Here is a 22,420-nt window from a genome sequence, read left to right as displayed (position 1 = left end):
ACCTACACCATAACCCGGCCCGGCCCAGCCGGTGCCGATCTGACCCGGCACGGTGGTCTGGCCATCGCTCTGAGCAACGGCGAAGTGATCAACATCCATGCGGGCCAGATCAGCGCTTCGCAAACCGCTAACCTGGCGGACGACGTCTATGTCGGCAGCAGTACTCCGAGCATCGCCATCTCCGGGATCACCGAGCAAGGCACGGGCAAACAGGTCTTCGAGAATCTGGTCAAAGGCGACCCGGTCACCCTGCAGATCACCGATGAGCCGGGTACTCCAGGCAACCCTGGCACTCCCGGCACGCCTAATGGCGGCGATGCTGTGACGCTGACCCTAACCGGCAATGCCGTGCAGGAAGGCAACGCCACAACCATCACCGGTACGCTGAGCCACCCAGCGGGCCAGGCCTTCACCGTTACCTTGAGCAACGGCCAGACCCTGACCTTCGCCAAGGACGCCATCACCGCGACCACCAATCCGTTCGTGGCGCAGAGCGATGACGTGTTCAAGGACGGCGAAACCCAGACCATCAGCGTGACGAACGCGGGCAACCACAACTTCGAGAACCTGAACACCAGTGCCACCACGACCCTAACGGTCACCGATACCATCAACACCGTGAAGGCCGAGCTGAGCATCTCGCCGAACCCGGCCGTGGAAGGGCAGGCGGTGACCTACACCATCACCCTGGCCGGCCCGGCCGGTGCCGATCTGACCCAGCACGGTGGTCTGTCCATCGCGCTGAGCAACGGCGAGGTGATCAACATCCCTGCGGGCCAGATCAGCGCTTCGCAAACCGCTAACCTGGCGGACGACGTCTATGTCGGCAGCAGTACTCCGAGCATCGCCATCTCCGGGATCACCGAGCAAGGCACGGGCAAACAGGTCTTCGAGAATCTGGTCAAAGGCGACCCGGTCACCCTGCAGATCACCGATGAGCCGGGTACTCCAGGCAACCCTGGCACTCCAGGCACGCCTAATGGCGGCGATGCTGTGACGCTGACCCTAACCGGCAATGCCGTTCAGGAAGGCAACACCACAACCATCACCGGTACGCTGAGCCACCCAGCGGGCCAGGCCTTCACCGTTACCTTGAGCAACGGCCAGACCCTGACCTTCGCCAAGGACGCCACCACCGCGACCACCGCACCGTTCGTGGCGCAGAGCGATGACGTGTTCAAGGATGGCGAAACCCAGACCATCAGCGTGACGAATGCGGGCAACCACAACTTCGAGAACCTGAACACCAGTGCCACCACGACCCTCACGGTCACCGATACCATCAACACCGTGAAGGCCGAACTGAGCATTTCGCCGAACCCTGCCGTGGAAGGCCAGGCGGTGACTTACACCATCACACTGACCGGTCCTGCCGGTGCCGACCTGAGCCAGCACGGAGGTTTGTCCATCGCGCTGAGCAATGGCGAGGTTATCAACATCCCTGCAGGCCAGGTCAGCGCTTCGCAAACCGCCAACTTGGCGGATGACGTGTATGTCGGCAGCAGTGCCCCAAGCATCGCCATCACCGGGATTACCGAGCAAGGTACGGGCACCCAGGTCTTTGAAAACCTGATCAAAGGCGACTCGGTGACCCTGCAGATCACCGACGAGCCGGGCACGCCAGGCAACCCAGGCACTCCAGGCACGCCTAATGGCGGCGATGCAGTGACGCTGACCCTGACCGGCAACGCGGTGCAGGAAGGGGGGCAGACCACCATAACCGGTACTCTAAGCCACCCGGCCGGCCAAGCCTTCACCGTTACCCTGAGCAACGGCCAGACCTTGAGCTTCGCCAAGGACGCCACCACCGCGACCACCGCACCGTTTGTGGCGCAGAGCGATGATGTGTTCAAGGATGGCGAAACCCAGACCGTCAGCGTGATCGATGCCGGTAGCCACAACTTTGAAAACCTGAACACCAGCGCGACCACGACCGTCACCGTGAGCGATACCGTCGACATTGTGAAGGCCGAACTGAGCATTTCGCCGAACCCTGCCGTGGAAGGCCAGGCGGTGACTTACACCATCACACTGACCGGTCCTGCCGGTGCCGATCTGACCCAGCACGGTGGTCTGTCCATCGCGCTGAGCAACGGCGAGGTGATCAACATCCCTGCGGGCCAGATCAGCGCTTCGCAAACCGCTAACCTGGCGGACGACGTCTATGTCGGCAGCAGTACTCCGAGCATCGCCATCTCCGGGATCATCGAGCAAGGCACGGGCAAACAGGTCTTCGAGAATCTGGTCAAAGGCGACCCGGTCATCCTGCAGATCACCGATGAACCGGGCACGCCAGGCAACCCAGGCACTCCCGGCACGCCGAATGGCGGCGATGAAGTGACGCTGACCCTCACCGGCAATGCCGTACAGGAAGGCAACACCACGACCATCACCGGTACCCTGAGCCACCCGGCAGGCCAAGCGTTCACCGTTACCCTGAGCAACGGCCAGACCCTCACTTTTGCCGAGGGCGCGCATACCGCGACCACCGCACCGTTCGTAGCGCAGAGCGATGACGTGTTCAAGGACGGCGAAACCCAGACCATCAGCGTGATCGATGCCGGTAGCCACAACTTCGAAAACCTGAACACCAGCGCGACCACGACCGTCACCGTGAGCGATACCGTCGACAGTGTGAAGGCCGAACTGAGCATTTCGCCGAACCCTGCCGTGGAAGGCCAGGCGGTGACTTACACCATCACACTGACCGGTCCTGCCGGTGCCGACCTGAGCCAGCACGGTGGTCTGTCCATCGCGCTGAGCAACGGCGAAGTGATCAACGTCCCTGCTGGCCAGGTCAGCGCTTCGCAAACCGCCAACTTGGCGGATGACGTGTATGTCGGCAGCAGCGCCCCAAACATCGCCATCACCGGGATCACCGAGCAAGGTACGGGCACCCAGGTCTTTGAAAACCTGATCAAAGGCGACCCGGTGACCCTGCAGATCACCGACGAGCCGGGCACGCCAGGCAACCCTGGCACTCCAGGCACGCCGAATGGCGGCGATGCAGTGACGCTGACCCTGACCGGCAACGCGGTGCAGGAAGGGGGGCAGACCACCATAACCGGTACTCTAAGCCACCCGGCCGGCCAAGCCTTCACCGTTACCCTGAGCAACGGCCAGACGCTGACCTTCGCCAAGGACGCCACCACCGCGACCACCGCACCGTTTGTGGCGCAGAGCGATGACGTCTTCCGTGACGGCGAAACCCAGACCGTCAGCGTGACGAATGCGGGCAACCACAACTTCGAGAACCTGAACACCAGTGCCACCACGACGATCACCGTGAGCGACACCGTCGACACCGTGAAGGCTGAGCTGAGCATCTCGCCGAACCCGGCCGTGGAAGGCCAGGCGGTGACCTACACCATCACCCTGACCGGCCCGACCGGTGTCGACCTGAGTCAGCACGGTGGTTTGTCCATCGCGCTGAGCAACGGCGAGGTGATCAACATCCCTGCAGGCCAGATCAGCGCTTCGCAAACCGCTAACCTGGCGGACGACGTCTATGTCGGCAGCAGTGCCCCGAGCATCGCCATCTCCGGGATCACCGAGCAAGGTACGGGCACCCAGGTCTTTGAGAACCTGATCAAAGGCGACCCGGTCACCCTGCAGATCACCGACGAGCCGGGCACCCCTGGCAATCCTGGCACTCCAAGCACGCCGAATGGCGGCGATGCAGTGACGCTGACCCTGACCGGCAACGCGGTGCAGGAAGGGGGGCAGACCACCATAACCGGTACTCTAAGCCACCCGGCCGGCCAAGCCTTCACCGTCACCCTGAGCAACGGCCAGACCCTGAGCTTCGCCAAGGACGCCACGGCTGCGACCACCGCACCGTTCGTGGCGCAGAGCGATGACGTGTTCAAGGACGGCGAAACTCAGACCATCAGCGTGACGAATGCGGGCAACCACAACTTCGAGAACCTGAACACCAGCGCGACCACGACCGTCATCGTGAGTGATACCGTCGACACCGTGAAGGCCGAACTGTGCATCTCGCCGAACCCGGCGGTGGAAGGCCAGGCGGTGACTTACACCATCACCCTGACCGGCCCGATCGGTGCCGACCTGACCCAGCATGGCGGCCTGGATATCGCACTGAGCAATGGCAAGGTCATTCACATCCCGGCCGGTGAAATTACTGGCTCGCAAACCGCCAACCTGGCGGACAACGTCTATGTCGGCAACAGTGCCCCGAGCATCGCCATTTCCGGCATAACCGAGCAAGGCACCGGCACCCAGGTGTTTGAGAACCTGATCAAAGGCGACCCGGTGACCCTGCAGATCACCGACGAACCGGGCACTCCAGGCAACCCTGGCACCCCGGGTACGCCGAATGGCGGTGATGAAGTGACGCTGACCCTCACCGGCAATGCCGTACAGGAAGGCAACACCACGACCATCACCGGTACCCTGAGCCACCCGGCAGGCCAAGCGTTCACCGTCACCCTGAGCAACGGCCAGACCCTGACCTTCGCCAAGAACGCCACCACCGCGACCACCGCACCATTCGTGGCGCAGAGCGATGACGTCTTCAAGGACGGCGAAACCCAGACCATCAGCGTGACGAATGCGGGCAACCACAACTTCGAGAACCTGAACACCAGCGCAACCACGACCCTCACTGTCACCGATACCATCAACACCGTGACGGTCGTGCTGAGCGCTTCGCCCAACCCGGCAGCCAAGGGCCAGGAGGTGACCTACACGGTCAATCTGGAAGCGCCGGCTGGCATGAGCGCAAGCAACCATGGCGGCCTGACCATCAAGCTGGATAATGGCCTGACCATCATGGTGGCGGCGGGCAGCACCACCGGCACGGTGAAAGGTGCCATTCCCGACGGTGTCTTCGTGGGTGGTGGCAGCGTGTCCGTGGGCATCGACCAGATCACGCAGAATGGCACGGGTAGCAAGGTGTTCGAGAACCTGGTCCCGGGCGCCAGCGTTGCGGTGAGCATGACCAATGCCACGCCAACCATCACTTCGGGTGCCGCGTTGGTGTCCGAGGAGGGGCTGATCGGCGGGAACAAAGACACCGTCGGTTCACCAGCCGACCAAAGCGACAGCAAGTCGTACACTGGCAAGCTGACAATCAGCGATATCGACACACCGTCAGCCAACCTCTCGGTCAGCCTGGCAGTACCATCGACCGCGCTGACATCCTCTGGCCAGAGTGTGCAATGGGCGTTGTCCAATGGCGGCAAGACCCTGACCGGCACGGCCGGTGGCAAGGATGTGATCGAAATCAGGATCGACAACGCCGGCAATTACACCGTGGAGCTGAAGGGGCCGCTCGACCATCCGAACCAGGCGGCCGAGGATGTACTGTCCCTCAACGTTGGTGTCAGCGTTTCCGACGGCAGCACCTCATCGACCGGCACGCTGACGATCAGTGTCGAAGACGATAGCCCTACCTTCGCCACCAGTGACAATGCCGGCATGTGGAACACTGTCGGGTACACGACGGTTGGCGACACGCACTTCCTGGCGGGCGGTGATGGCATGGGCACGCTGAAGTTCGGCACCATCGTTGGCCTGCCTTCGGGCTGGAGCAGCAAGGCAACGGATGCAAGCGGCACCACGGTGGAGGTCTTCGACGGTACGACGAAGGTGTTCACGCTTGCCTTGGGGGCAGATGGGCACTACACAGTGACCCAGAATGCCATGCGTGAAGGTAGCCGAGATACGTTCAACCTGGAAGGTTTGAAGTCCGGGAATACCTCAACCTTGTCTGTTACTTTCAATAGCGGCATAACGGCCACGTTCGAAGCCTTGGCCAGCGCTACAGGGAAACCGACGATCAACGTCGGCAATGGATTGGGGGTGGGTAACAACCACTTCTCTGCCAACGAGATGTTCTCCGTGGCGTTCACCGATGCCCAGCAGCACGCCATCTCGATGAAAGAGGTCACGTTGGGCATTGCGCGGCTTCAGGTCAGCGGTAACGTCGATATCATCGCCTCCTACAAGGACGCCAATGGCGTTGTGCATGAGGCGACGAAGACATACACCATCACCTCGGGCTCCGAGTCCATAAAGATTCTGGCCAGCGACTTCACGGGGCTTGCCGGTCACGCCTTTGACACGATTACCCTGGCTGCCCCGAACAAAAGTACCCTCGACACAACCTTCACCAAACTTACCTATGTAGAGGAGAAGCCGGCCAGCGACCTGAATTTCACGGTCCATGTCATCGGCACTGACCACGATGGTGATTCGGCAAGCAGCTCGTTCGTGGTGACATCCCATGGTGATGCAGCCTCGACGTCGATGAGCACGATGTCGCTGAGGGCGGGCGACGCATCGGACAGCAGCTCCTCGTCCTTGCTTGGCAGCGATGACCACATCCTGTTCGTGGGGGCAGGTGACAGCACCGTCACCGGCAGCAGCGGCACCGCCGAGTCCTTCGTGTGGTCGGCAGGTGATACTGGCCATGACGTGGTCAGGAACTTCAATGCTGAGGAAGGCGACCGCCTGGACCTGAGTGCCCTGCTGCAGGGCGAATCGCTTTCGGCGATCGACAGCTACCTGAAGATCACCACGGTCGATGGCGAGTCGACCTTGCAGGTCAGCACCCAGGGCAAGTTCACACCGGGCAGTGACACCAGCACCGCTGATGTGTCGATCAAGCTCGAAGGTGTGAACTGGTCGAACACCACGGTCAGTTCGCTGGTCAGTGGTGGTAATCCAACCATCAAGATCGACCATTCGGAGCAGTGAGCCGCGCCCCGCGGCGGCCACCAGGCCGCTGCGGGGTTCCTCCGGCGGCCTGTTTCGATAAAGTGCGTGACGATCTGGCTGTAGGCCGTCAGAGTGGGCTTGCCGATGGTGAGTCAGCTGTCTTCTGGTTATTGTTGAATCCGCTCAAGTTCCTCGACTGCCTGTGCTGGCCCTTTCGCGGGCACGCCCGCTCCCACAGGTACTGTGCAAGTCTTGATTGCCGTGAAGGTCCTGTGGGAGCGGGCGTGCCCGCGAAAAGGCCGGAGCAGGCAACACATCTCTCATGGCTTGGCGCAAAGTCCGAGTCTCGGTAGACATCTGTATCAGAATCATTGTCGCCTCAAGCAAAGCCCACTCCCACAGGTTTTATTGCAGGGTCACCGGCTTCATGCCATCCGGCAGTTTTTGAATAGCTGCCTCCATCCGCGCGATCGGTGCCGCGAGTTCGTCCGCTTCCTTGTCTTTGCCCTCCCTTCTCAGGCGATCACGCTCAAGGCGCAGGTTAAGCAAACTCTTCTGTAACTTCAGGGCCGAGGTATTGAACGGATCCATGCTTTTCTCATGCTGTAGGCTTCCGTGCCGTTGTAGGAAAACTGGACCGTAGCAGCTCGAATTTGCTGGAGAAACTGATGTTTCATACAGGCAAATCTCGCCGCTTCGATTCTTCCTACATTGCGAGGTAAAAGATCCTACAAGCCGCATTTCAAATCGTGTCTTTCAAATCCGCCTCAACACCGCGCGATAGCTGGGCACAATCGGTTTTCGATAATGCAGGCCCTCGACGCAGTTCAAACCAGGACCTGCCGTTCTTTTCGAAACCTTATGTAGCAATTGCCGCTGCGCAGCTACAGGTGGTCCGCATCCACCACCGCCTGGGTGAACGCCTGCGGCGCTTCCTGTGGCAGGTTGTGGCCGATGCCGCCGCTGATCAGCCGGTACTCGTACTTGCCGGTAAAGCGCTGCGCATAGGCTTCGGCCGGCGGGTGCGGGGCGCCGTTGGCGTCGCCTTCCAGGGTGATGGTCGGTACGCCGATGCTGGGGAAGCTGGCCAGTCTGGCCTCGAGCGGGTCGTAGCGCGTTTCGCCCTGGGCCAGCCCCAGCCGCCAGCGGTAGTTGTGCACGGTGATCGCCACCTGGTCGGGGTTGTCCAGGGCCTTGGCGCTGCGCTCGAAGGTGGCGTCATCGAAGGCCCACTTGGGCGAGGCGGTTTGCCAGATCAGCTTGGCGAAGGAGTGGCGGTTCTTGTCATAGCCGGCCTGGCCGCGCGCGGTGGCGAAGTAGTACTGGTACCACCACTGCAACTCGGCACTGGGGGGCAGCGGGGCCTTGGCGGCTTCCTGGCTGCTGATCAGGTAGCCGCTGACCGATACCAGCGCCTTTACTCGCTCTGGCCACAGCGCCGAGACAATGTCGGCGGTGCGTGCGCCCCAGTCGAAGCCGGCGAGCACGGCACGCTGGACATGCAGCGCGTCCATGAAGGCGATCACGTCGCTGGCCAGTGCCGAGGGCTGGGCATTGCGTGGGGTTGCCGCAGACAGGAAGCGGGTCTGCCCGTAACCACGTACGTAGGGCACCAACACCCGGTAGCCCTTTGCCGCCAGGGCGGGTGCAACTTGCTCGAAGCTGTGAATGTCATATGGCCAGCCATGCAGCAGGATCACCACCGGGCCGTCGGCCGGGCCTTGCTCTACGTAGGCCACATCGAGCACGCCAGCGTTGACGTGTTTCAGCGGGCCGAATTCATCCGCCGCCGTGGCGGCTGGCTGGGCCTGCAGTGGTGCAGCCGTGGCCATGTTCGCCGCCAGCAGGCCAAGCGGCAGCAGGGTACAGGCGAGCAGCGTACGGCTGAAGCGGCGTGGCAGGGCGGTGGTCGAGTGGCGGGCAGACATCGGGCATCTCCTTGGCGAAACCATCGGTGCGGGTTGATGGGGGCCAGTAAAGATGACGGCTGTATCGAGGATGTGTCCGCTCGGCCTGCAGGAAACGTTCTTGTGTATCAGGTCTCAATTTGTACACATGAAGATACAAACATCGGCTGGCAGCCGGTTTTGCCGCTTCTGCTACGATCGATAGGTTTCCCGGCCAAGGAGAGGCCCATGCATTACGTTGTGATTGAATCTCACCGCAGTGAGTACCCGCGGCCCATCCGCTTCGCCAAGGGCACCTTGCTGAACATTGGCCCACGCTACGAGGGCGAGCCTGGTTGGCAGGACTGGTACCTGTGCACCTGCACCGGCCAGGAGCCCGGCTGGGTGCCGGCCCAATTGATCGAGCGGCTCGGCATGTGCCAGGGCAGGGCGCTGGACCACTACTCGGCGCATGAACTGGATGCCGACCCGGGGCAGTTGGTGCAGATGGTGCGCCCGCTCAATGGCTGGGTCTGGTGCAGGCGCCATGGCAATGACGAGTATGGCTGGTTGCCTGCGCAGAAGCTTCAGCCGCTGACCTGATGTGCGCGTTTGCTCCAGGTACGCAGCTCTTGTGGGAGCAACTGTCTTGAATATCTCTTCAAGCCAGCACTGGCCCTTGTAGGAGCGGCCTTGTGTCGCGATGGGCCGCGCAGCGGCCCCGGCAATCTTTGCTGCGAAGCTGAAAACCTGGGGCCGCTTCGCGCCCCATCGCGACACAAGGCCGCTCCTACAGGTATTTGCACATGGCTTGAGACCGGTGCGGTCCAGGTGGGAGCGGCCTTGCGTCGCGAAAGGGCCGCAAAGCGGCCCCGGCAATTTTGGGGGATGCATCGAAACCCTGGGTCCGCTGCGCGGCCCTTTCGCGACGCAAGGCCGCTCCCACAGAGGAACCGGTGCCTCGCATCTGATCCGCTTTTTTTCCCTAAACCTGAATCTGTAACGGTATCAGCTCAAGCCCGACAATACGCCCATTCCCGCATCACACTTGTAGAGGTTCCAATGGGCAAGCTCGCGCTATTCCTGGGTGGTTTTCTGCTGCTGACCATTCTGATTGGTATTCTTGGCACCATTCCGCCAAGCTGACGTTCACCAGCCTATTTGCCTCGCGGCCTGCCTGTCCCCCGGGCGGGCCCATACTCCTTCTTTGTTGGCCGATTCACCCTGCCTGTTTGTACGATAAGTCTTTCTTTGCACTGGGAAAACTGTCCACAAAAAACGTGGGTAGGTCTGTGGATAAAGTGCTGCAAGCCAGGCCCGCGGCGGGCTCTGTTAAATTGAGCAGAATTTGAACAGCGATTTAAGAGGATGTTTCAGTAGGCCAGGCCGGCGCGGCGCAGGGCTGCCAGCAGGTCGCGTACCCGCGCTGGCAGCTCGCCGGCGGGGTACACGGCGTGCATCTGCGGGTCCTGGCCGTTGCTGGAGGTCAGGCGGTACTGCGGGCATACCCGCACCAGTCGCCCGGCCTTGACCTGCGCTTCGCCGACCCAGGCGGCCAGGCGGGCAATGCCGGCACCGGCCAGGGTGCTGTGGTACACCGCTTCACCTGAGTCCAGGCGCAGCCTGGGCCTGGGGCGCAGGCTGGTGATCTCATCGTCGCGGCAGAAGTGCCAGGCCTTGAGGATGCGCGGGGCGGTGTGCAGGATCAGCGCGTGGCCTTCGAGGTCCTCGGGTTGTTCTGGCGTGCCGGCCAGGGCCAGGTATTCCGGGCTCGCATACAGGTGACGGCGGTAATCCCACAGCGGGTAGCCGATCAATTCGCTCGACTGCGGGAAGGCACCACGCACCACGAAATCGAACTTGCCTTGCAGCGGGTCCAGGGCTCCATCGCTGTACTGCACGTCCAGGGTTACCTGTGGGTGACAGCGGGAAAACTCGGCAAGCACTTGGGGCAGCACATGTTCACCCAGCACTTGCGGCACGGCGAAGCGGATCCAGCCTTGTGCACTGCCGCTTAGCGCGGCCAGTTCGTCGGCAGCATCACGTTGCACATCCAGCAAGCGTTCAGCGTGAGGCAGCAGGCGCTCGCCGGCTTCGGTCAGGGTCACGGCATTGGCGTTGCGGTTGAGCAGCTTGCTCCCGGCGTTGTCTTCCAGGGTTTGCACCGCGCGGGTGATGGCACTAGGTGAGCGCCCCAGGGCGCGGGCGGCGGCGACGAAGCTGCGCTTGTGCGCCACGCTGACGAACGCCTGGATTTCCCGCAGCATGTCCAATGCCATTGCCTGCTCCTCGTTGCAGTTTTCGCAATATGGCATTTCAACACAAGCGCGGCTCTTTGATTAGCCTTGCAGGCGTACTCACTGCCTGGAACCGCGCCATGATGGATATCGCTGTGCTCTCCGTATTCGCCTTCGCGGCAGGGCTGATCGACGCCGCCGTGGGCGGCGGTGGGCTGATCCAGATCCCGGCCTTGTTCAACGTGCTGCCCACCGCACAACCTGCGGCACTGCTCGGTAGCAACAAGCTGGCATCGGTGTGTGGCACGGCCTTCGCTGCGCGTTCGTTCATTCGCAGGGTAACGCTGGACTGGGGTTTGATCGTGCCGGCTGCGCTCAGTGCCTTCGTCATGTCGTTCGCCGGTGCCGCCACGGTGTCGCTGGTACCGCCCAGCGTGATGCGCCCGGCGGTGCTGGTGCTGATCGTGTTGATGGCCATCTATACCTTCTGCAAGAAGGACTTCGGCACGCTGCACAAACCCGCAAGAATCGGCCGCAAGGAGCAGTGCCTGGCGGTGCTGATTGGTGGCGCGATCGGTTTTTACGACGGCCTGTTCGGGCCGGGTACCGGCAGTTTCCTGATCTTCCTGTTCATCCGCTTCTTCGCGTTGGACTTCCTGCACGCCTCGGCGTCGGCCAAGGTGGTGAACATCGCCACCAACCTGGCGGCGCTGGTGTTCTTCGTGCCATCGGGCAACGTGCTGTACGCCATCGCCTTGCCCATGGCGGTGTGCAACATCCTCGGCGCGCTGACCGGTACCTGGCTGGCGGTGCGCAAGGGCGCGGGCTTCGTGCGTGGGCTGTTCCTGATGCTGTTGTGCGTGCTGATTGCCAAGTTGACGTGGGACCTGCTGGGCGGCTAGTTCACATCACCTGGCGTTGCGGCTCGGCCTGTTCGACGCGGTTGCGGCCATGGGCCTTGGCCCGGTACAGCGCCTGGTCGGCGCGCGCCAGCAGTTCGTCGAGGGAGGGGGCTGGCACATCGGCGGCACAACCGGCCAGGCCGATACTGACGGTAATTTGCAGGTGCTGGTCGGCCTGCAGCACATGCAGGTCCTGCACGGCGCGGCGCAGGCGTTCGGCAGCGAATTTGGCCCGGCCTGGCGCCAGGCCCGGGAAGACCACGACAAATTCCTCGCCGCCCAGGCGGGCGAACAGTTCACCATCGTGCAACTGGTCCTGCAGGGTGCTGGCGAACTGGCGCAGCACCTGGTCACCGACCGCATGGCCGTGGGCATCATTGATCGACTTGAAGTGGTCGATGTCCAGCATCATCAGGGTCAGCGGCAGCGCCTGGGCGTGTTGCTGGCGGCTTTCCAGTAGCGCGTTGGCGCGGCGGGTGAAAGCGCTGCGGGTCAGCACGCCGGTGAGATGGTCGATGGTGGCCTGATGCGCCAGGCGGGCCATCAGGCTGCGGTTGGCCTGGCTGACGCAGGCGACAACCAGCGGCCCGAGCACCAGCATGGCGATGCCCAGGCGCGCCGACATCAGCGTGCTCACCCCGAGCTCGCTTTGCGGCAAGCTGAAATGCATGAGGTTCTGCGCCACCGCCACGATCAGTGTGCTGCCAGCGGTGAGTGTCAACAGCGAGACCAGGAACGGTGAGTAAGTCCAGGCACACCACAGCAGCGCGGCAATCGGGAAGGCGATGGCCCCGGGGCCGCCGAAGGCAATGCTGAACGCCAGCGATGCGAGCAGCACCAATAACGGCGCCAGGCGGATGGCCTGGGCGCCACCGCGCATCAGCGCTCGTGCCGAAGGCGCCGTCAGCAGCACTGGCAGCACCAGTACGCTGGTCGAGAATTGTTCGCTGAACCAGGCCAGCCAGGTGGCACGCAACGACTGTTCGAACCATGGCGTGGCCATTGCCGCCGCCATGCTGGCCGCCACTATCGCGCCGGCGGCGCAGGCGCCGAACACACTGAGTACTCCGTGGGGAGTACGCATGCGCCGATGCAGGCGCGGCAAGCGCGAGAGCATCAGCCAGAGGGTGACTACCACGCCCAGGTTGCACAGGTTGAACCACAGCGCCGGTACCCAGGCGCTGCCGCACAGCAGGTCGGCGCCGACCATGGCCAGCCAGACCAGGGCAAAGCCCGTCAGTGTGGCCTGGCGGGGGTAGCGCAGCAGCACGCCGGCCAGTACTGCATTGACCGGCCAGAACAGCGACAGGGATTCGATCGGGCGGGCCAGGATGCCGCCCAAGGTCAGGGCAAAGGTCAGGCCGAGTAGAACGACGTAGTGCAACAAGCGCGCTTGGGCTGGAAAAACCATGGGCTCGACCGGCAAGGCGGAAACGAAATCCAGGACAACGGCTTGAAGCACCTGGGGCAATTGCGCGTAAGTGTGTTTCGACAGGGGACTTGATGTCAATCTGCCGCGATCGCTCGCAATAATGCCAAATTGCCTTCATTCGAAGCCTGTCACCTCACAGCCCGAAGAACCACGGCACCATCAACACGGTCACCAGCATCACCAGTACCGTGAACGGTACGCCAACTTTGACGAAGTCGGCAAAGCGGTATTGCCCCGGGCCCAGTACCAATGTGTTCACCGGCGATGACACCGGGGTCATGAAGGCCGCCGAGGCGGCCAGCGCCACGGTCATGGCGAACGGGTAGGGCGACATGCCCAGCTGCGTTGCGGTGCTGACTGCCACGGGTGCCATCAGTACCGCAGTGGCCGTATTGGAGATGAACAGGCCGATCACCGCCGTGACAGCGAACAGGCAGGCAAGGATGGCGCTGGGGCCGGCATCACCCAGCACGCTGACCAGGCCGCCCACCGCCAGGTCGATGCCGCCGGTTTTCTGCAATGCCTGGGCAAAGGGCAGCATACCCACGATCAGCACCAGGCTTTGCCAGTGGATGGCCCGGTAGGCGCTGTTCATGTCGATGCAGCGGCCTGCGCCCATCAGCAGGCAGCCGATCAGTGCGGCAATGACATTGGGGACCGCGCCACTGACCATCAGCCCGACCATCACCGCCAGGCTCAACAACGCCTGTGGTGCACGGGTACGGGCGGGCGCCACCAGGTCGACTTCCGCGGGCAGGCTCAGTACCAGGAAGTCCTTGGGCTTGCTTTGCAGCTGGCGCACGGCTTTCCACGGGCCGACGACCAGCAGGGTGTCGCCCAGGCGCAGCTTCTCTTCCACCAGTTGTTCTTCGATTGCCACCTGTTCGCGGCGCAAGCCGACCACGTTGAGGTCGAAGCGAGTTCGAAAGGCCAGCTCGAGGATGCTCTTGCCGAGCAGTTTCGAACCTGGTGGCAGCAAGACCTCGGCCATGCCCAGCTCCTGGGACTGGTCAATGAAATAGGCGGCCTTGAAGTGCAGCGGTTCCAGTTGCATGGTCTGGCACAGGCTGCGTAGGTCGTCGCGGTTGGCGAACAGGTCGAGCAGCAGCACATCGCCCTGGTGCAGCACGGTGTTGGAGCTGGCGGCGATCACCCGCGTGGTGAACTTGTGCTGGCGCTCGATGCCGATCACGTTGGCGCCATGCCGGGTGCGCAGCTCCAGCTCGCCCAGGGTATGACCGATCAGCGGTGAGTGGGGGCGGATGCGCAGGCGCCGTTCACGGCCGTTGAGTTTATAGTCCAGCACCAGGTCCAGCAGGGTGCGGCGGCTTTCCACGCGGCCGTCCTTGCGCACTTCGCCATTCAGCCATTGCCGGGTCAACAGCATGTAGCCGATGCCCAGCACCAGCACCACCAGGCCAAACGGAGTGAAACTGAAGAAGCTGAAGCCCGCTTCGCCATGGCGCACCAGCTCGCTGTGTACCACCACGTTGGGCGGCGTGGCCACCAGGCTGAGCATGCCGCTGATCAGGCCGGCGAAGGCCAGCGGCATCATCAGGCGGGCGGGCGAAAGCTGCAGGCGCGCGGCGATGCTCAGCACCACCGGAATGAAGATGGCCACCACGCCGGTGGAGCTCATCATCGACCCCAGTCCCGCCACAGCCACCATCAGCAGCACCAGCAGGCGCGCCTCGCTGTTGCCGGCCCGCTCGCTCATCCATTCGCCGATGCGGTAGGCAATGCCGGTGCGCACCAGGCCTTCGCCGATCACGAACAAGGCGGCGATCAATACCACGTTGGGGTCACTGAAGCCGGCCAGCGCCTGCTCCACGGTGAGGATGCCCGACAGCGGCAGGGCGAGGATCACCAGCAGCGCGACCACGTCCATGCGCGGGCGGTTGATGACGAACAGGGCGATGACGATGGCCAGCAGGCCGAGGACCCAGAGTAGCTCTTGGTTCATGGGGAGGGGGTGTTCCTTCACACGGGGGCACGATAGACAGTAGCAGCCAGTGTGCAGGATTGTGCTGAAGGAGGTGTTGATGTGCTGCAAGAAAAGGGGCTGCACAGCAGCCCCGGATTCACCCGATCAGTGACGGTGGCGGTGACGGTGCTTGCCATTGTTGTCGCCCAGGTGGTTGCCGATGGCACCACCGGCCGCGCCACCCAGGCCGGCACCCACGGTGGAGCCGGTCTTGCCGCCTACCGCGCCGCCCAGCAGCGAACCGCCGGCCGAGCCCAGGCCGCCGCCGATGGCGGCTTCGGTACGGTTGCCCTTGCGTGCACCTACCGCACTGCCGGCTGCGCCGCCGAGGCCGGCGCCGATGGCCGCCCCCGTCTTGCCGCCGATCTGTTGACCGACAACGTTACCCAGAACACCACCCAGGCCACCGCCAATGGCGGCGGTACCGTCACCGGCGAAAGCGCCCTGGCACAGCAGCAGGCCGAGGGCAAGGGAAGGCAGAGTCAGACGCATGATACGAACCTCAAAGGAATCATCAGGTTAAGGTGCCGCGCAACGGGCGGCTGGCCAGGGTTGAAAAAGACGCTTCAGCGGTAGTAGCGGTCACCACGATAGCGACGATTGTCATCATCATCGTCGTCGCGGTCATGCCGATGGTGGTGGCGATGGTCACGGTCACGGTCACGCCAGCCATCGTCGTCGTCATGGTAGCGATGGCTATGGCACCCTGCGGTCAGCAGGACAACGGCAATCAGCGAAAGGCTTGCAAGACGGGTCATCACGATATAGGTCCTTGATCCGCAAAGGTTTACGGCACACCCTCTGAGACTGGAAAGGATCCATTTGGTTTCGCTGGCAGGCAAAAATTTGTCGTGCCAGCGATGAGCGGCGGGGAGAGTTTGGTATCAGTGGGTTGGCTGAATCGCCAGCACCACACCGTTGGTGATCTGCACCAGCACGTAGCGCCCCCCCATGTTTACCCAGTGGCTTTCCTTTTCCGGCGCGGGCAGGCCCTTGGCTTTCCAGTCCTTGATTGCCTGGTCATCACGTTTGTACTGGTCCGGTGCCTTGTCGCCGACCTTGAGCTCGCGGTTGTGGGTTTCTGGCGCGGTGATGCTTTCTTCACTGGAGGGAGCCGCGGTAGCAGCGAGGGGCAGGCAGGTGAGGGCAGTGAACAGCAGGTAATGCAATTTCATGACGATCTCCTTGTGACGGAATGCCTTATCTGCGACCGCCACCTGCGCGCGACAATTCACTCGCGATGCTTGCGAGTGCTAGAGTCGCCTTCTTTTTTACCCTGAGGATGGAACATGCGTGCGATTCTGCCGATGGCCGCAGCGCTGATGCTGGTCGGTTGTGCTTCTGCGACCATGGAAACGGCCCGCGGCACCAAGCCGACCGCGCAGCTCGACTCGCACAAGGCGCCGGAACTGGTGGCCCAGTGCATTCAGTTCAGCTGGCAGGAAGAGAAGGTGTTCGGCGACGACGCCAGTGGCTACCTGGAACCGCGCAAGCAGGGCGGGTTCACGGTGTATACCCGTGAGGCCGAGGCGTTCGTGGATGTGTACCCGCAGGCCGGTGGGGCGCGGGTGGACTACTACGCGCAGAAGAACGACAGCGTGGCCCTGCAGCGCCGGGCGGCGGCGGCGACCTGTTTGTAACGGCTGGCGATTGCACATGGCTGGTTGACTTGCCAGGGGCCTGTGGGAGCGGGCGCGCCCGCGAACACCGGCATCGCCGGTGCCAGCCACCGCGTTGTTTCTTCGCGGGCACGCCCGCTCCCACAGTGACCGCGCCAGCTTTACAATTTTTAGCAAGGCAGTCCTGTCGCAGGAAGATTGATGGAGGCTAGCATGAGCCCCCACGAATCAAGGACGACACCATGGACCGCTCACTGCAACTCAACCGCGCCAGCTGGGATGAACGTGCCCCGCTGCACGCTGCTTCGAACGACTACGAAGTCGAACGGCTCGTCCAGGATCCCGGACACCTCTCCGAAACAGTACGCTTCGATCTGCCATTGCTCGGCAATATCGACGGGCTCAATGTCGTCCATCTGCAGTGCCATATCGGCACCGATACCCTCTCGCTGTCGCGCCTTGGCGCCAAGGTCTGTGGCCTGGACTATTCCGCGGCGTCGCTGGCCGAGGCGCGTGTGTTGGCCCAGCGCTGTGCGGCACCCATCGAGTATGTCGAATCCGACGTCTACGCCGCCGACAAGGTACTGCCAGCCGGCACGTTCGACCTGGTCTACACCGGCATCGGCGCGCTCTGCTGGCTGCCTCGCATCGAACCGTGGGCACGTACTGTTGCGGCCCTGCTGAAACCGGGTGGGCGGTTGTTCCTGCGCGATGGCCACCCGATGCTGATGGCAGTCAACGAGGACCATCAGGACCGTCTGCAACTCGAGTACCCGTATTTCGAGCACGAAGAGCCGACGGTGTGGCACAACGACCAGACTTACGTCGAAACCGAGCAGCGCCTTTCGCACACCGAAACCCACGAGTGGAACCACGGCCTGGGCGAGGTGATCAGCGCCGTGCTGGCCCACGGCCTGCAGCTGACCGCCCTGGTCGAGCACCAGAGCATCCCCTGGGAGGCGCTGCCGGGCCAGATGGTCAAGGGCGGCGACGGTGAATATCGCTTGCGCGAGCAGCCCGCACGCCTGCCCCTGAGCTACACCCTGGTGGCAGTAAAAGCTTGATCAGGAAAGGTAGCCACCGTCGACATTGAGTGCGGTACCGGTGGTGTAGCTGGAGGCATCGCTAGCCAGGTACAACACGGCGCCGGCCATTTCCTTGGGGTCGGCCACGCGCTTGAGCGGGATCTGCTGCAGCGCGGCATTGAGGATGGCGTCGTTCTTCACCAGTGCCGAGGCGAACTTGGTGTCGGTCAGGCCCGGCAGCAGGGCGTTGCAGCGGATCCCGAACGGCGCGCACTCCTTGGCGAAGACCTTGGTCATGTTGATGACAGCCGCCTTGGTCACCGAATAGATGCCCTGGAACAGGCCAGGTGAAACCCCGTTGATCGACGCCACGTTGATGATGCTGCCACCACCTTGCTCGCGCATCAGCTTGCCGGCCTCTACCGACATGAAGAAGTACCCGCGGATGTTCACGTCCACGGTCTTCTGGAAAGCACCTGGGTCGGTATCCAGCACGTTGCAGAACTGCGGGTTGGTAGCGGCATTGTTGACCAGGATGTCCAGCCGCCCGAACTGTTCGCGGATGCCTGCGAAAACCTGCTGGATCTGCTCCAGTTCACCGATGTGGCAGGCCACCGCCGTTGCCTTGCCACCGGCGGCGACGATGGCGTCAGCCACCTGCTGGCAACCGTCGAGCTTGCGGCTGGACACGATCACATGGGCCCCTTGCTGGGCCAGCAGGTGGGCAATGGCCTCGCCGATGCCACGGCTGGCGCCGGAAACGAAGGCAATCTTGCCGTCGAGGTCGAACAGGTGGGTCTTGGACATGCTGTTTTCCTTGTTATCCGTCGTCGAGGTCGGGGCTCAGAGGCTGGACTTGGCGATGACCTGCAAGGTCATCTGCTCCAGCAAGCGGTTCATGTGGATGAACTGGGCGAAGCGCTTGTCCTGGGTCTGGCCGTGGTAATAGCGGTAGTAGATCTGCTGGACGATGCCGGCCAGGCGGAACAGGCCATAGCAATAGTAGTAATCAAAGTTGTCCAGGCGGATGCCGGCGCGCTCGGCGTAGTAATCGACGAACTGGCGGCGGGTGAGCATGCCCGGCGCGTTGCTCGGTTGGCGACGCATCAGTTGCACCGGGGCCGGGTCGTCGGGTTCGATCCAGTAGGCCAGGCTGTTGCCCAGGTCCATCAGCGGGTCGCCGAGGGTGGCCATTTCCCAGTCCAGCACACCGATGATGCGCATGGGGTTATCGGCATCGAGGATCACGTTGTCGAAACGGTAGTCGTTGTGCACGATGGCGGGCCGTGGGTGGTCGGCGGGCATTTTCTCGCGCAGCCACGCGGTCACTTGTTCCCAGCGCGGGGCATCGGGGGTCAGGGCCTTTTCAAAGCGGCTGGTCCAGCCTTCGATCTGGCGCTGCACATAGCCTTCCGGTTTGCCCAGGTCGGCAAGGCCGCAGGCGTTGTAGTCCACCTGGTGCAGTTCCACCAGGCGGTCGATGAAGCTTTTGCACAGGGCCTCGGTGCGGCTGGCGTCAAGGTCCAGCTCGGCCGGAATGTCCGAGCGCAGGATGATGCCCTTGACCCGCTCCATCACATAGAACTCGCCCCCGATCAGGCTGCTGTCGGTGCAGTGCACATAGGCCTTGGGGCAGTAGGGGAAGCCGCTGTTCAGCTGGTTGAGGATACGAAACTCGCGGCCCATGTCGTGAGCCGACTTGGCCTTCTGCCCGAACGGTGGGCGGCGCAGCACGAAGTCGCGGCCCGGGTAGCTGACCAGGTAGGTGAGGTTGGAGGCGCCGCCAGGGAACTGGCTGATGCTCGGCAGGCCATCCAGGCCGGGGATGTTGGCCTTGAGGTAAGGGTCGATGACAGCCGCGTCGAGTTCTTCGCCGGGGCGTACCTGGGTGGACTGGTCGGTGAGTGTCATGCGTTTTCCTTATTCTCGATCGCAAGGACTATTGGCTAATCTAATGGCGCGCAAGGGTTGGGACAAGCGTGCCAGGTGCCAAATAGGTGAGGGTGTTGCTGCCCGATCAACTGCCTTGATGAAGCGTCTGGCCCTATCGCCGGCAAGCCAGCTCCCACAGGTACGGCGGCGTTCTGCAGGCAGGTGCTGACCCTGTGGGAGCTCGCTTGTCGGCGATAGGGCCCGAACAGGCGGGCAAAAAAAAACCGAAGCCGGTCAGGCTTCGGTTTTTCGATCAGCGCTATCGCCTGCACTCAGGACGGGAACAGCTCGCTGAGCTTCATCGACAGCATCATGTCGCCTTCAACGCGCAGCTTGCCGCCCATGAATGCCTGCATGCCGTCGGTTTCGCCGCTGACGATACCCTTCAGGGTTTCGCTGTCCATTACCAGGGTGCAGTTGGCATCCGGGTTTTCGCCTTCCTGCAGGTCGCAGGTGCCGTCCTTGACGATCAGCGCGTAGTGCTTGTCTTCGTCGGTGATGTTGAAGCCGAACACCAGGTCCAGGCCGGCGGCAGCGGATGGGTTGAACTTCTCTTGCATCTTTTTGACGGCATCAGCTACGGAGGTCATGGCGCATTCCTTATAGAGTGATTTACACGTCCCCGCAGGGACACAACAAGCCGGGCTCATCGATAGGTGACAAGCTCCGGCGCCCTCAACAGCTGCACATGGGCCTGGCTGTTGAAGGAAGCCAGTGCCACGTCGCGGCCGCGGAACTTCAGCTGGCTGAGCGACGTGTTGATGATCTGCCAGTTCAGCGCGAACGCCTGGCCGGGGGTAATACGGGTAACCAGGTGGAGCAGGGCGGCAATGGTGCCGCCCGAGGTGAAGATGGCGATGTTGTCACCGCTGCCGGCGGCATCGAGAACACGCTGCAGGCCGCCTTGCACGCGGGCGGTGAACGCCTGCCAGGTCTCCAGGCCATCGTCGGCATGTTCGCCATCGTGCCAGCGCTGCACCATCAGTGCGAACAGGCGCTGGAACTCGCTGCGGTGCTGCGGGCCATTGCGCAGGATGTGCAGGGCGTCGGGCTCCTGCGGCAGCAGCCCGGGCAACAGCGCACGGATCACGCCATCGGCATCGAACTCATTGAAGGCCGCATCGGTCTCAACAGCCGGCACCGGGCAGCCACTGGCCTGCAATACTTCCAGCGCCAGGCGCGCGGTATCCTGCTGGCGGCGCAGGTCGCCTGCCACGCAGCGGTCCAGCCGTACCCCGAGCTGGGCAAGGTGTTCACCCAGAGCCTGGCTCTGGCGCACGCCCACGGGCGAGAGGACATCATAGTCTTCGGCGCCGAAGGAGGCTTGGCCATGTCGGATAAGGTAGAGGTTGCCCACGAAAGGTTCCGGCCTGTTGGAGGTTGCTGCGAGGTTAGGATGCGGCACACGGGCTGTCAACGAAAAAACATACAAGCGTTTGAAAAGGTTGTTTGAAAGATGTTGCCAGCGTTTACCGCGGCTGGCAGCACATCAGGCGCAACGGTATGCTTGCTACAGTTACGCGCCGTAGTGGCGCAAGTCTTTAAGGAGTCAACGTGGAGTTTCTTGCTGAATACGCAAGCTTTCTCGCCAAAACCGCCACCCTGGTCATCGCCATCCTGATAGTGCTGTCGGCCATAGCCGGGCTGCGCGGCAAGGGGCGGCGCAAATCGGGTGGGCAATTGCAGGTCACCCGCCTGAACGAGTTCTACAAGGACCTGCGCGAGCGCCTGGAATCCGGCCTGCTCGACAAGGCCCAACTCAAAGCCTTGCGCAAGCAGCAGGCCAAGGCGGAAAAGCGGCAGAAGAAGGGCAAGGCCGAGGAAAAGGGCCGGGTCTTCGTGCTGGACTTCGATGGCGACATCAAAGCCTCTGCCACCGAAAGCCTGCGCAACGAAATCACCGCGCTGCTGACCCTCGCCACCCCGCGCGACGAGGTGGTGCTGCGCCTGGAAAGCGGCGGCGGCCTGGTGCACAGCTACGGCCTGGCCGCATCGCAGCTGGCGCGCATTCGCCAGGCCGGCATCCCGTTGACTGTGTGCATCGACAAGGTGGCCGCCAGCGGCGGCTACATGATGGCCTGTATCGGCGAGAAGATCGTCAGTGCACCGTTCGCCGTACTGGGCTCCATCGGCGTAGTGGCGCAGTTGCCCAACGTCAATCGCCTGCTGAAGAAGCACGACATCGATTTCGAGGTGCTGACCGCCGGTGAATACAAGCGCACCCTGACCGTGTTTGGCGAAAACACCGAGAAGGGCCGAGAGAAGTTCCAGGAAGACCTGGACATCACTCACCAGCTGTTCAAGGACTTCGTTGCCCGCTATCGCCCGCAGCTGCACATCGACGAAGTGGCCACCGGCGAAGTCTGGTTGGGCGTCGCGGCACTCAACCGCAAGCTGGTGGACGAGCTGCAGACCAGCGACGAGTACCTCAGCGAACGCGCGCGCAACGCCAACCTGTTCCACCTGCACTACGCCGAACGCAAGAGCCTGCAGGAGCGAATCGGCATGGCTGCCAGTGGCACCGTGGAGAACACAGTGGTGGGCTTGTGGAGTAAACTCGGCCGCCTGCGCTAACACCTTGAACCCGTTGAAATTTTTTTTCGTTCAGGGGGTTGCAAGGTTAAAGGAATGAAGACATAATGGCGCCCATCGAAACGCAGCAAACTTTAAAAAAGGTTCAGCGTTTCAAGGAGATAGCGAAGCGCAAGCTGCTAGATCC

Annotated in this window: 18 protein-coding genes; 6 read left to right on the top strand and 12 right to left on the bottom strand. The window is 62.7% G+C overall.

Annotated features, from left to right (window positions below):
- Window positions 1–9 precede the first annotated feature (9 nt).
- A complete protein-coding gene (locus tag JV551A3_RS20545; protein WP_328592112.1) occupies window positions 10–6,723 on the top strand; it encodes an immunoglobulin-like domain-containing protein in 6,714 nt (2,237 codons plus the stop codon).
- Between the two features lie 366 nt (window positions 6,724–7,089).
- Here the strand turns inward: JV551A3_RS20545 and JV551A3_RS20540 are convergent, their stop codons facing one another.
- Both JV551A3_RS20540 and JV551A3_RS20535 read right to left on the bottom strand, forming a co-directional pair.
- Entirely contained in the window at window positions 7,090–7,275 is a 186-nt protein-coding gene (locus tag JV551A3_RS20540; protein ID WP_112252816.1) for a hypothetical protein, read from the bottom strand.
- A 293-nt stretch (window positions 7,276–7,568) separates the two neighbouring features.
- Complete coding sequence (locus JV551A3_RS20535) at window positions 7,569–8,612, bottom strand: alpha/beta fold hydrolase (RefSeq protein WP_133973874.1); 1,044 nt, start codon at window positions 8,610–8,612, stop codon at window positions 7,569–7,571.
- A 207-nt stretch (window positions 8,613–8,819) separates the two neighbouring features.
- Between JV551A3_RS20535 and JV551A3_RS20530 the strand changes: the two genes are divergently transcribed.
- Window positions 8,820–9,173 (top strand): SH3 domain-containing protein, encoded by a 354-nt coding sequence (locus JV551A3_RS20530; protein WP_133973872.1) that lies wholly within the window; start codon window positions 8,820–8,822, stop codon window positions 9,171–9,173.
- Between the two features lie 770 nt (window positions 9,174–9,943).
- Here the strand turns inward: JV551A3_RS20530 and JV551A3_RS20520 are convergent.
- A complete protein-coding gene (locus tag JV551A3_RS20520; RefSeq protein ID WP_133979062.1) occupies window positions 9,944–10,849 on the bottom strand; it encodes a LysR family transcriptional regulator in 906 nt (301 codons plus the stop codon).
- 98 nt (window positions 10,850–10,947) lie between these two features.
- Between JV551A3_RS20520 and JV551A3_RS20515 the strand changes: the two genes are divergently transcribed.
- A complete protein-coding gene (locus tag JV551A3_RS20515) occupies window positions 10,948–11,709 on the top strand; it encodes a sulfite exporter TauE/SafE family protein (protein ID WP_133973852.1) in 762 nt (253 codons plus the stop codon).
- A 1-nt stretch (window position 11,710) separates the two neighbouring features.
- On the opposite strand, the gene JV551A3_RS20510 is transcribed toward JV551A3_RS20515, so the two are convergent.
- From JV551A3_RS20510 to JV551A3_RS20490, 5 genes are all read right to left on the bottom strand, one after another.
- Complete coding sequence (locus JV551A3_RS20510; protein ID WP_133973868.1) at window positions 11,711–13,135, bottom strand: GGDEF domain-containing protein; 1,425 nt, start codon at window positions 13,133–13,135, stop codon at window positions 11,711–11,713.
- 139 nt (window positions 13,136–13,274) lie between these two features.
- Window positions 13,275–15,104, bottom strand: a complete 1,830-nt coding sequence (locus tag JV551A3_RS20505) for an SLC13 family permease (protein ID WP_133973850.1) — start codon at window positions 15,102–15,104, stop codon at window positions 13,275–13,277.
- 126 nt (window positions 15,105–15,230) lie between these two features.
- Window positions 15,231–15,617, bottom strand: a complete 387-nt coding sequence (locus JV551A3_RS20500; protein WP_087500050.1) for a glycine zipper domain-containing protein — start codon at window positions 15,615–15,617, stop codon at window positions 15,231–15,233.
- 74 nt (window positions 15,618–15,691) lie between these two features.
- Complete coding sequence (locus JV551A3_RS20495) at window positions 15,692–15,883, bottom strand: hypothetical protein (protein ID WP_112252808.1); 192 nt, start codon at window positions 15,881–15,883, stop codon at window positions 15,692–15,694.
- 126 nt (window positions 15,884–16,009) lie between these two features.
- On the bottom strand, window positions 16,010–16,300 hold the full coding sequence (locus JV551A3_RS20490) for an RcnB family protein (protein ID WP_133973848.1): 291 nt from the start codon (window positions 16,298–16,300) through the stop codon (window positions 16,010–16,012).
- A 114-nt stretch (window positions 16,301–16,414) separates the two neighbouring features.
- On the opposite strand from JV551A3_RS20490, the gene JV551A3_RS20485 reads away from it, so the two are divergent.
- Together JV551A3_RS20485 and JV551A3_RS20475 are read left to right on the top strand one after the other, a co-directional pair.
- Window positions 16,415–16,765, top strand: a complete 351-nt coding sequence (locus tag JV551A3_RS20485) for a hypothetical protein (protein WP_133973846.1) — start codon at window positions 16,415–16,417, stop codon at window positions 16,763–16,765.
- A 221-nt stretch (window positions 16,766–16,986) separates the two neighbouring features.
- Window positions 16,987–17,808 (top strand): class I SAM-dependent methyltransferase, encoded by an 822-nt coding sequence (locus JV551A3_RS20475; protein WP_133973844.1) that lies wholly within the window; start codon window positions 16,987–16,989, stop codon window positions 17,806–17,808.
- On the opposite strand, the gene JV551A3_RS20470 is transcribed toward JV551A3_RS20475, so the two are convergent.
- The 4 genes from JV551A3_RS20470 to JV551A3_RS20450 form a co-directional block, all read right to left on the bottom strand.
- Window positions 17,809–18,576 carry an SDR family oxidoreductase gene (locus JV551A3_RS20470; protein WP_133973842.1) on the bottom strand — a complete coding sequence of 256 codons (768 nt, stop codon included), beginning with the start codon at window positions 18,574–18,576 and terminating at the stop codon, window positions 17,809–17,811. It lies immediately after the preceding gene.
- Between the two features lie 36 nt (window positions 18,577–18,612).
- Window positions 18,613–19,680 (bottom strand): phosphotransferase family protein, encoded by a 1,068-nt coding sequence (locus JV551A3_RS20465; RefSeq protein WP_133973840.1) that lies wholly within the window; start codon window positions 19,678–19,680, stop codon window positions 18,613–18,615.
- 293 nt (window positions 19,681–19,973) lie between these two features.
- Entirely contained in the window at window positions 19,974–20,291 is a 318-nt protein-coding gene (locus tag JV551A3_RS20455; protein WP_003257405.1) for an SCP2 sterol-binding domain-containing protein, read from the bottom strand.
- A 56-nt stretch (window positions 20,292–20,347) separates the two neighbouring features.
- Entirely contained in the window at window positions 20,348–21,058 is a 711-nt protein-coding gene (locus JV551A3_RS20450; RefSeq protein WP_133973836.1) for a histidine phosphatase family protein, read from the bottom strand.
- Between the two features lie 197 nt (window positions 21,059–21,255).
- On the opposite strand from JV551A3_RS20450, the gene sohB reads away from it, so the two are divergent.
- Complete coding sequence (gene sohB / locus JV551A3_RS20445) at window positions 21,256–22,275, top strand: protease SohB (protein WP_023662815.1); 1,020 nt, start codon at window positions 21,256–21,258, stop codon at window positions 22,273–22,275.
- Window positions 22,276–22,420 lie beyond the last annotated feature (145 nt).

This window comes from Pseudomonas inefficax (genome assembly GCF_900277125.1).
Classification (GTDB): Bacteria; Pseudomonadota; Gammaproteobacteria; order Pseudomonadales; family Pseudomonadaceae; genus Aquipseudomonas; species Aquipseudomonas inefficax.
Note: the sequence above shows the minus strand (reverse complement) of the source record. Positions and strands in the feature narration are given on the sequence as shown.

Excerpts from the sequence above, each read along its gene's own strand:
- JV551A3_RS20540 (WP_112252816.1), bottom strand. The coding sequence starts at position 7,275 with ATGGATCCGTTCAATACCTCGGCCCTGAAGTTACAGAAGAGTTTGCTT.
- JV551A3_RS20535 (WP_133973874.1), bottom strand. The coding sequence starts at position 8,612 with ATGTCTGCCCGCCACTCGACCACCGCCCTGCCACGCCGCTTCAGCCGT.
- JV551A3_RS20530 (WP_133973872.1), top strand. The coding sequence starts at position 8,820 with ATGCATTACGTTGTGATTGAATCTCACCGCAGTGAGTACCCGCGGCCC.
- JV551A3_RS20520 (WP_133979062.1), bottom strand. The coding sequence starts at position 10,849 with ATGGCATTGGACATGCTGCGGGAAATCCAGGCGTTCGTCAGCGTGGCG.
- JV551A3_RS20515 (WP_133973852.1), top strand. The coding sequence starts at position 10,948 with ATGATGGATATCGCTGTGCTCTCCGTATTCGCCTTCGCGGCAGGGCTG.
- JV551A3_RS20505 (WP_133973850.1), bottom strand. The coding sequence starts at position 15,104 with ATGAACCAAGAGCTACTCTGGGTCCTCGGCCTGCTGGCCATCGTCATC.
- JV551A3_RS20500 (WP_087500050.1), bottom strand. The coding sequence starts at position 15,617 with ATGCGTCTGACTCTGCCTTCCCTTGCCCTCGGCCTGCTGCTGTGCCAG.
- JV551A3_RS20495 (WP_112252808.1), bottom strand. The coding sequence starts at position 15,883 with ATGACCCGTCTTGCAAGCCTTTCGCTGATTGCCGTTGTCCTGCTGACC.
- JV551A3_RS20490 (WP_133973848.1), bottom strand. The coding sequence starts at position 16,300 with ATGAAATTGCATTACCTGCTGTTCACTGCCCTCACCTGCCTGCCCCTC.
- JV551A3_RS20485 (WP_133973846.1), top strand. The coding sequence starts at position 16,415 with ATGCGTGCGATTCTGCCGATGGCCGCAGCGCTGATGCTGGTCGGTTGT.
- JV551A3_RS20475 (WP_133973844.1), top strand. The coding sequence starts at position 16,987 with ATGGACCGCTCACTGCAACTCAACCGCGCCAGCTGGGATGAACGTGCC.
- JV551A3_RS20470 (WP_133973842.1), bottom strand. The coding sequence starts at position 18,576 with ATGTCCAAGACCCACCTGTTCGACCTCGACGGCAAGATTGCCTTCGTT.
- JV551A3_RS20465 (WP_133973840.1), bottom strand. The coding sequence starts at position 19,680 with ATGACACTCACCGACCAGTCCACCCAGGTACGCCCCGGCGAAGAACTC.
- JV551A3_RS20455 (WP_003257405.1), bottom strand. The coding sequence starts at position 20,291 with ATGACCTCCGTAGCTGATGCCGTCAAAAAGATGCAAGAGAAGTTCAAC.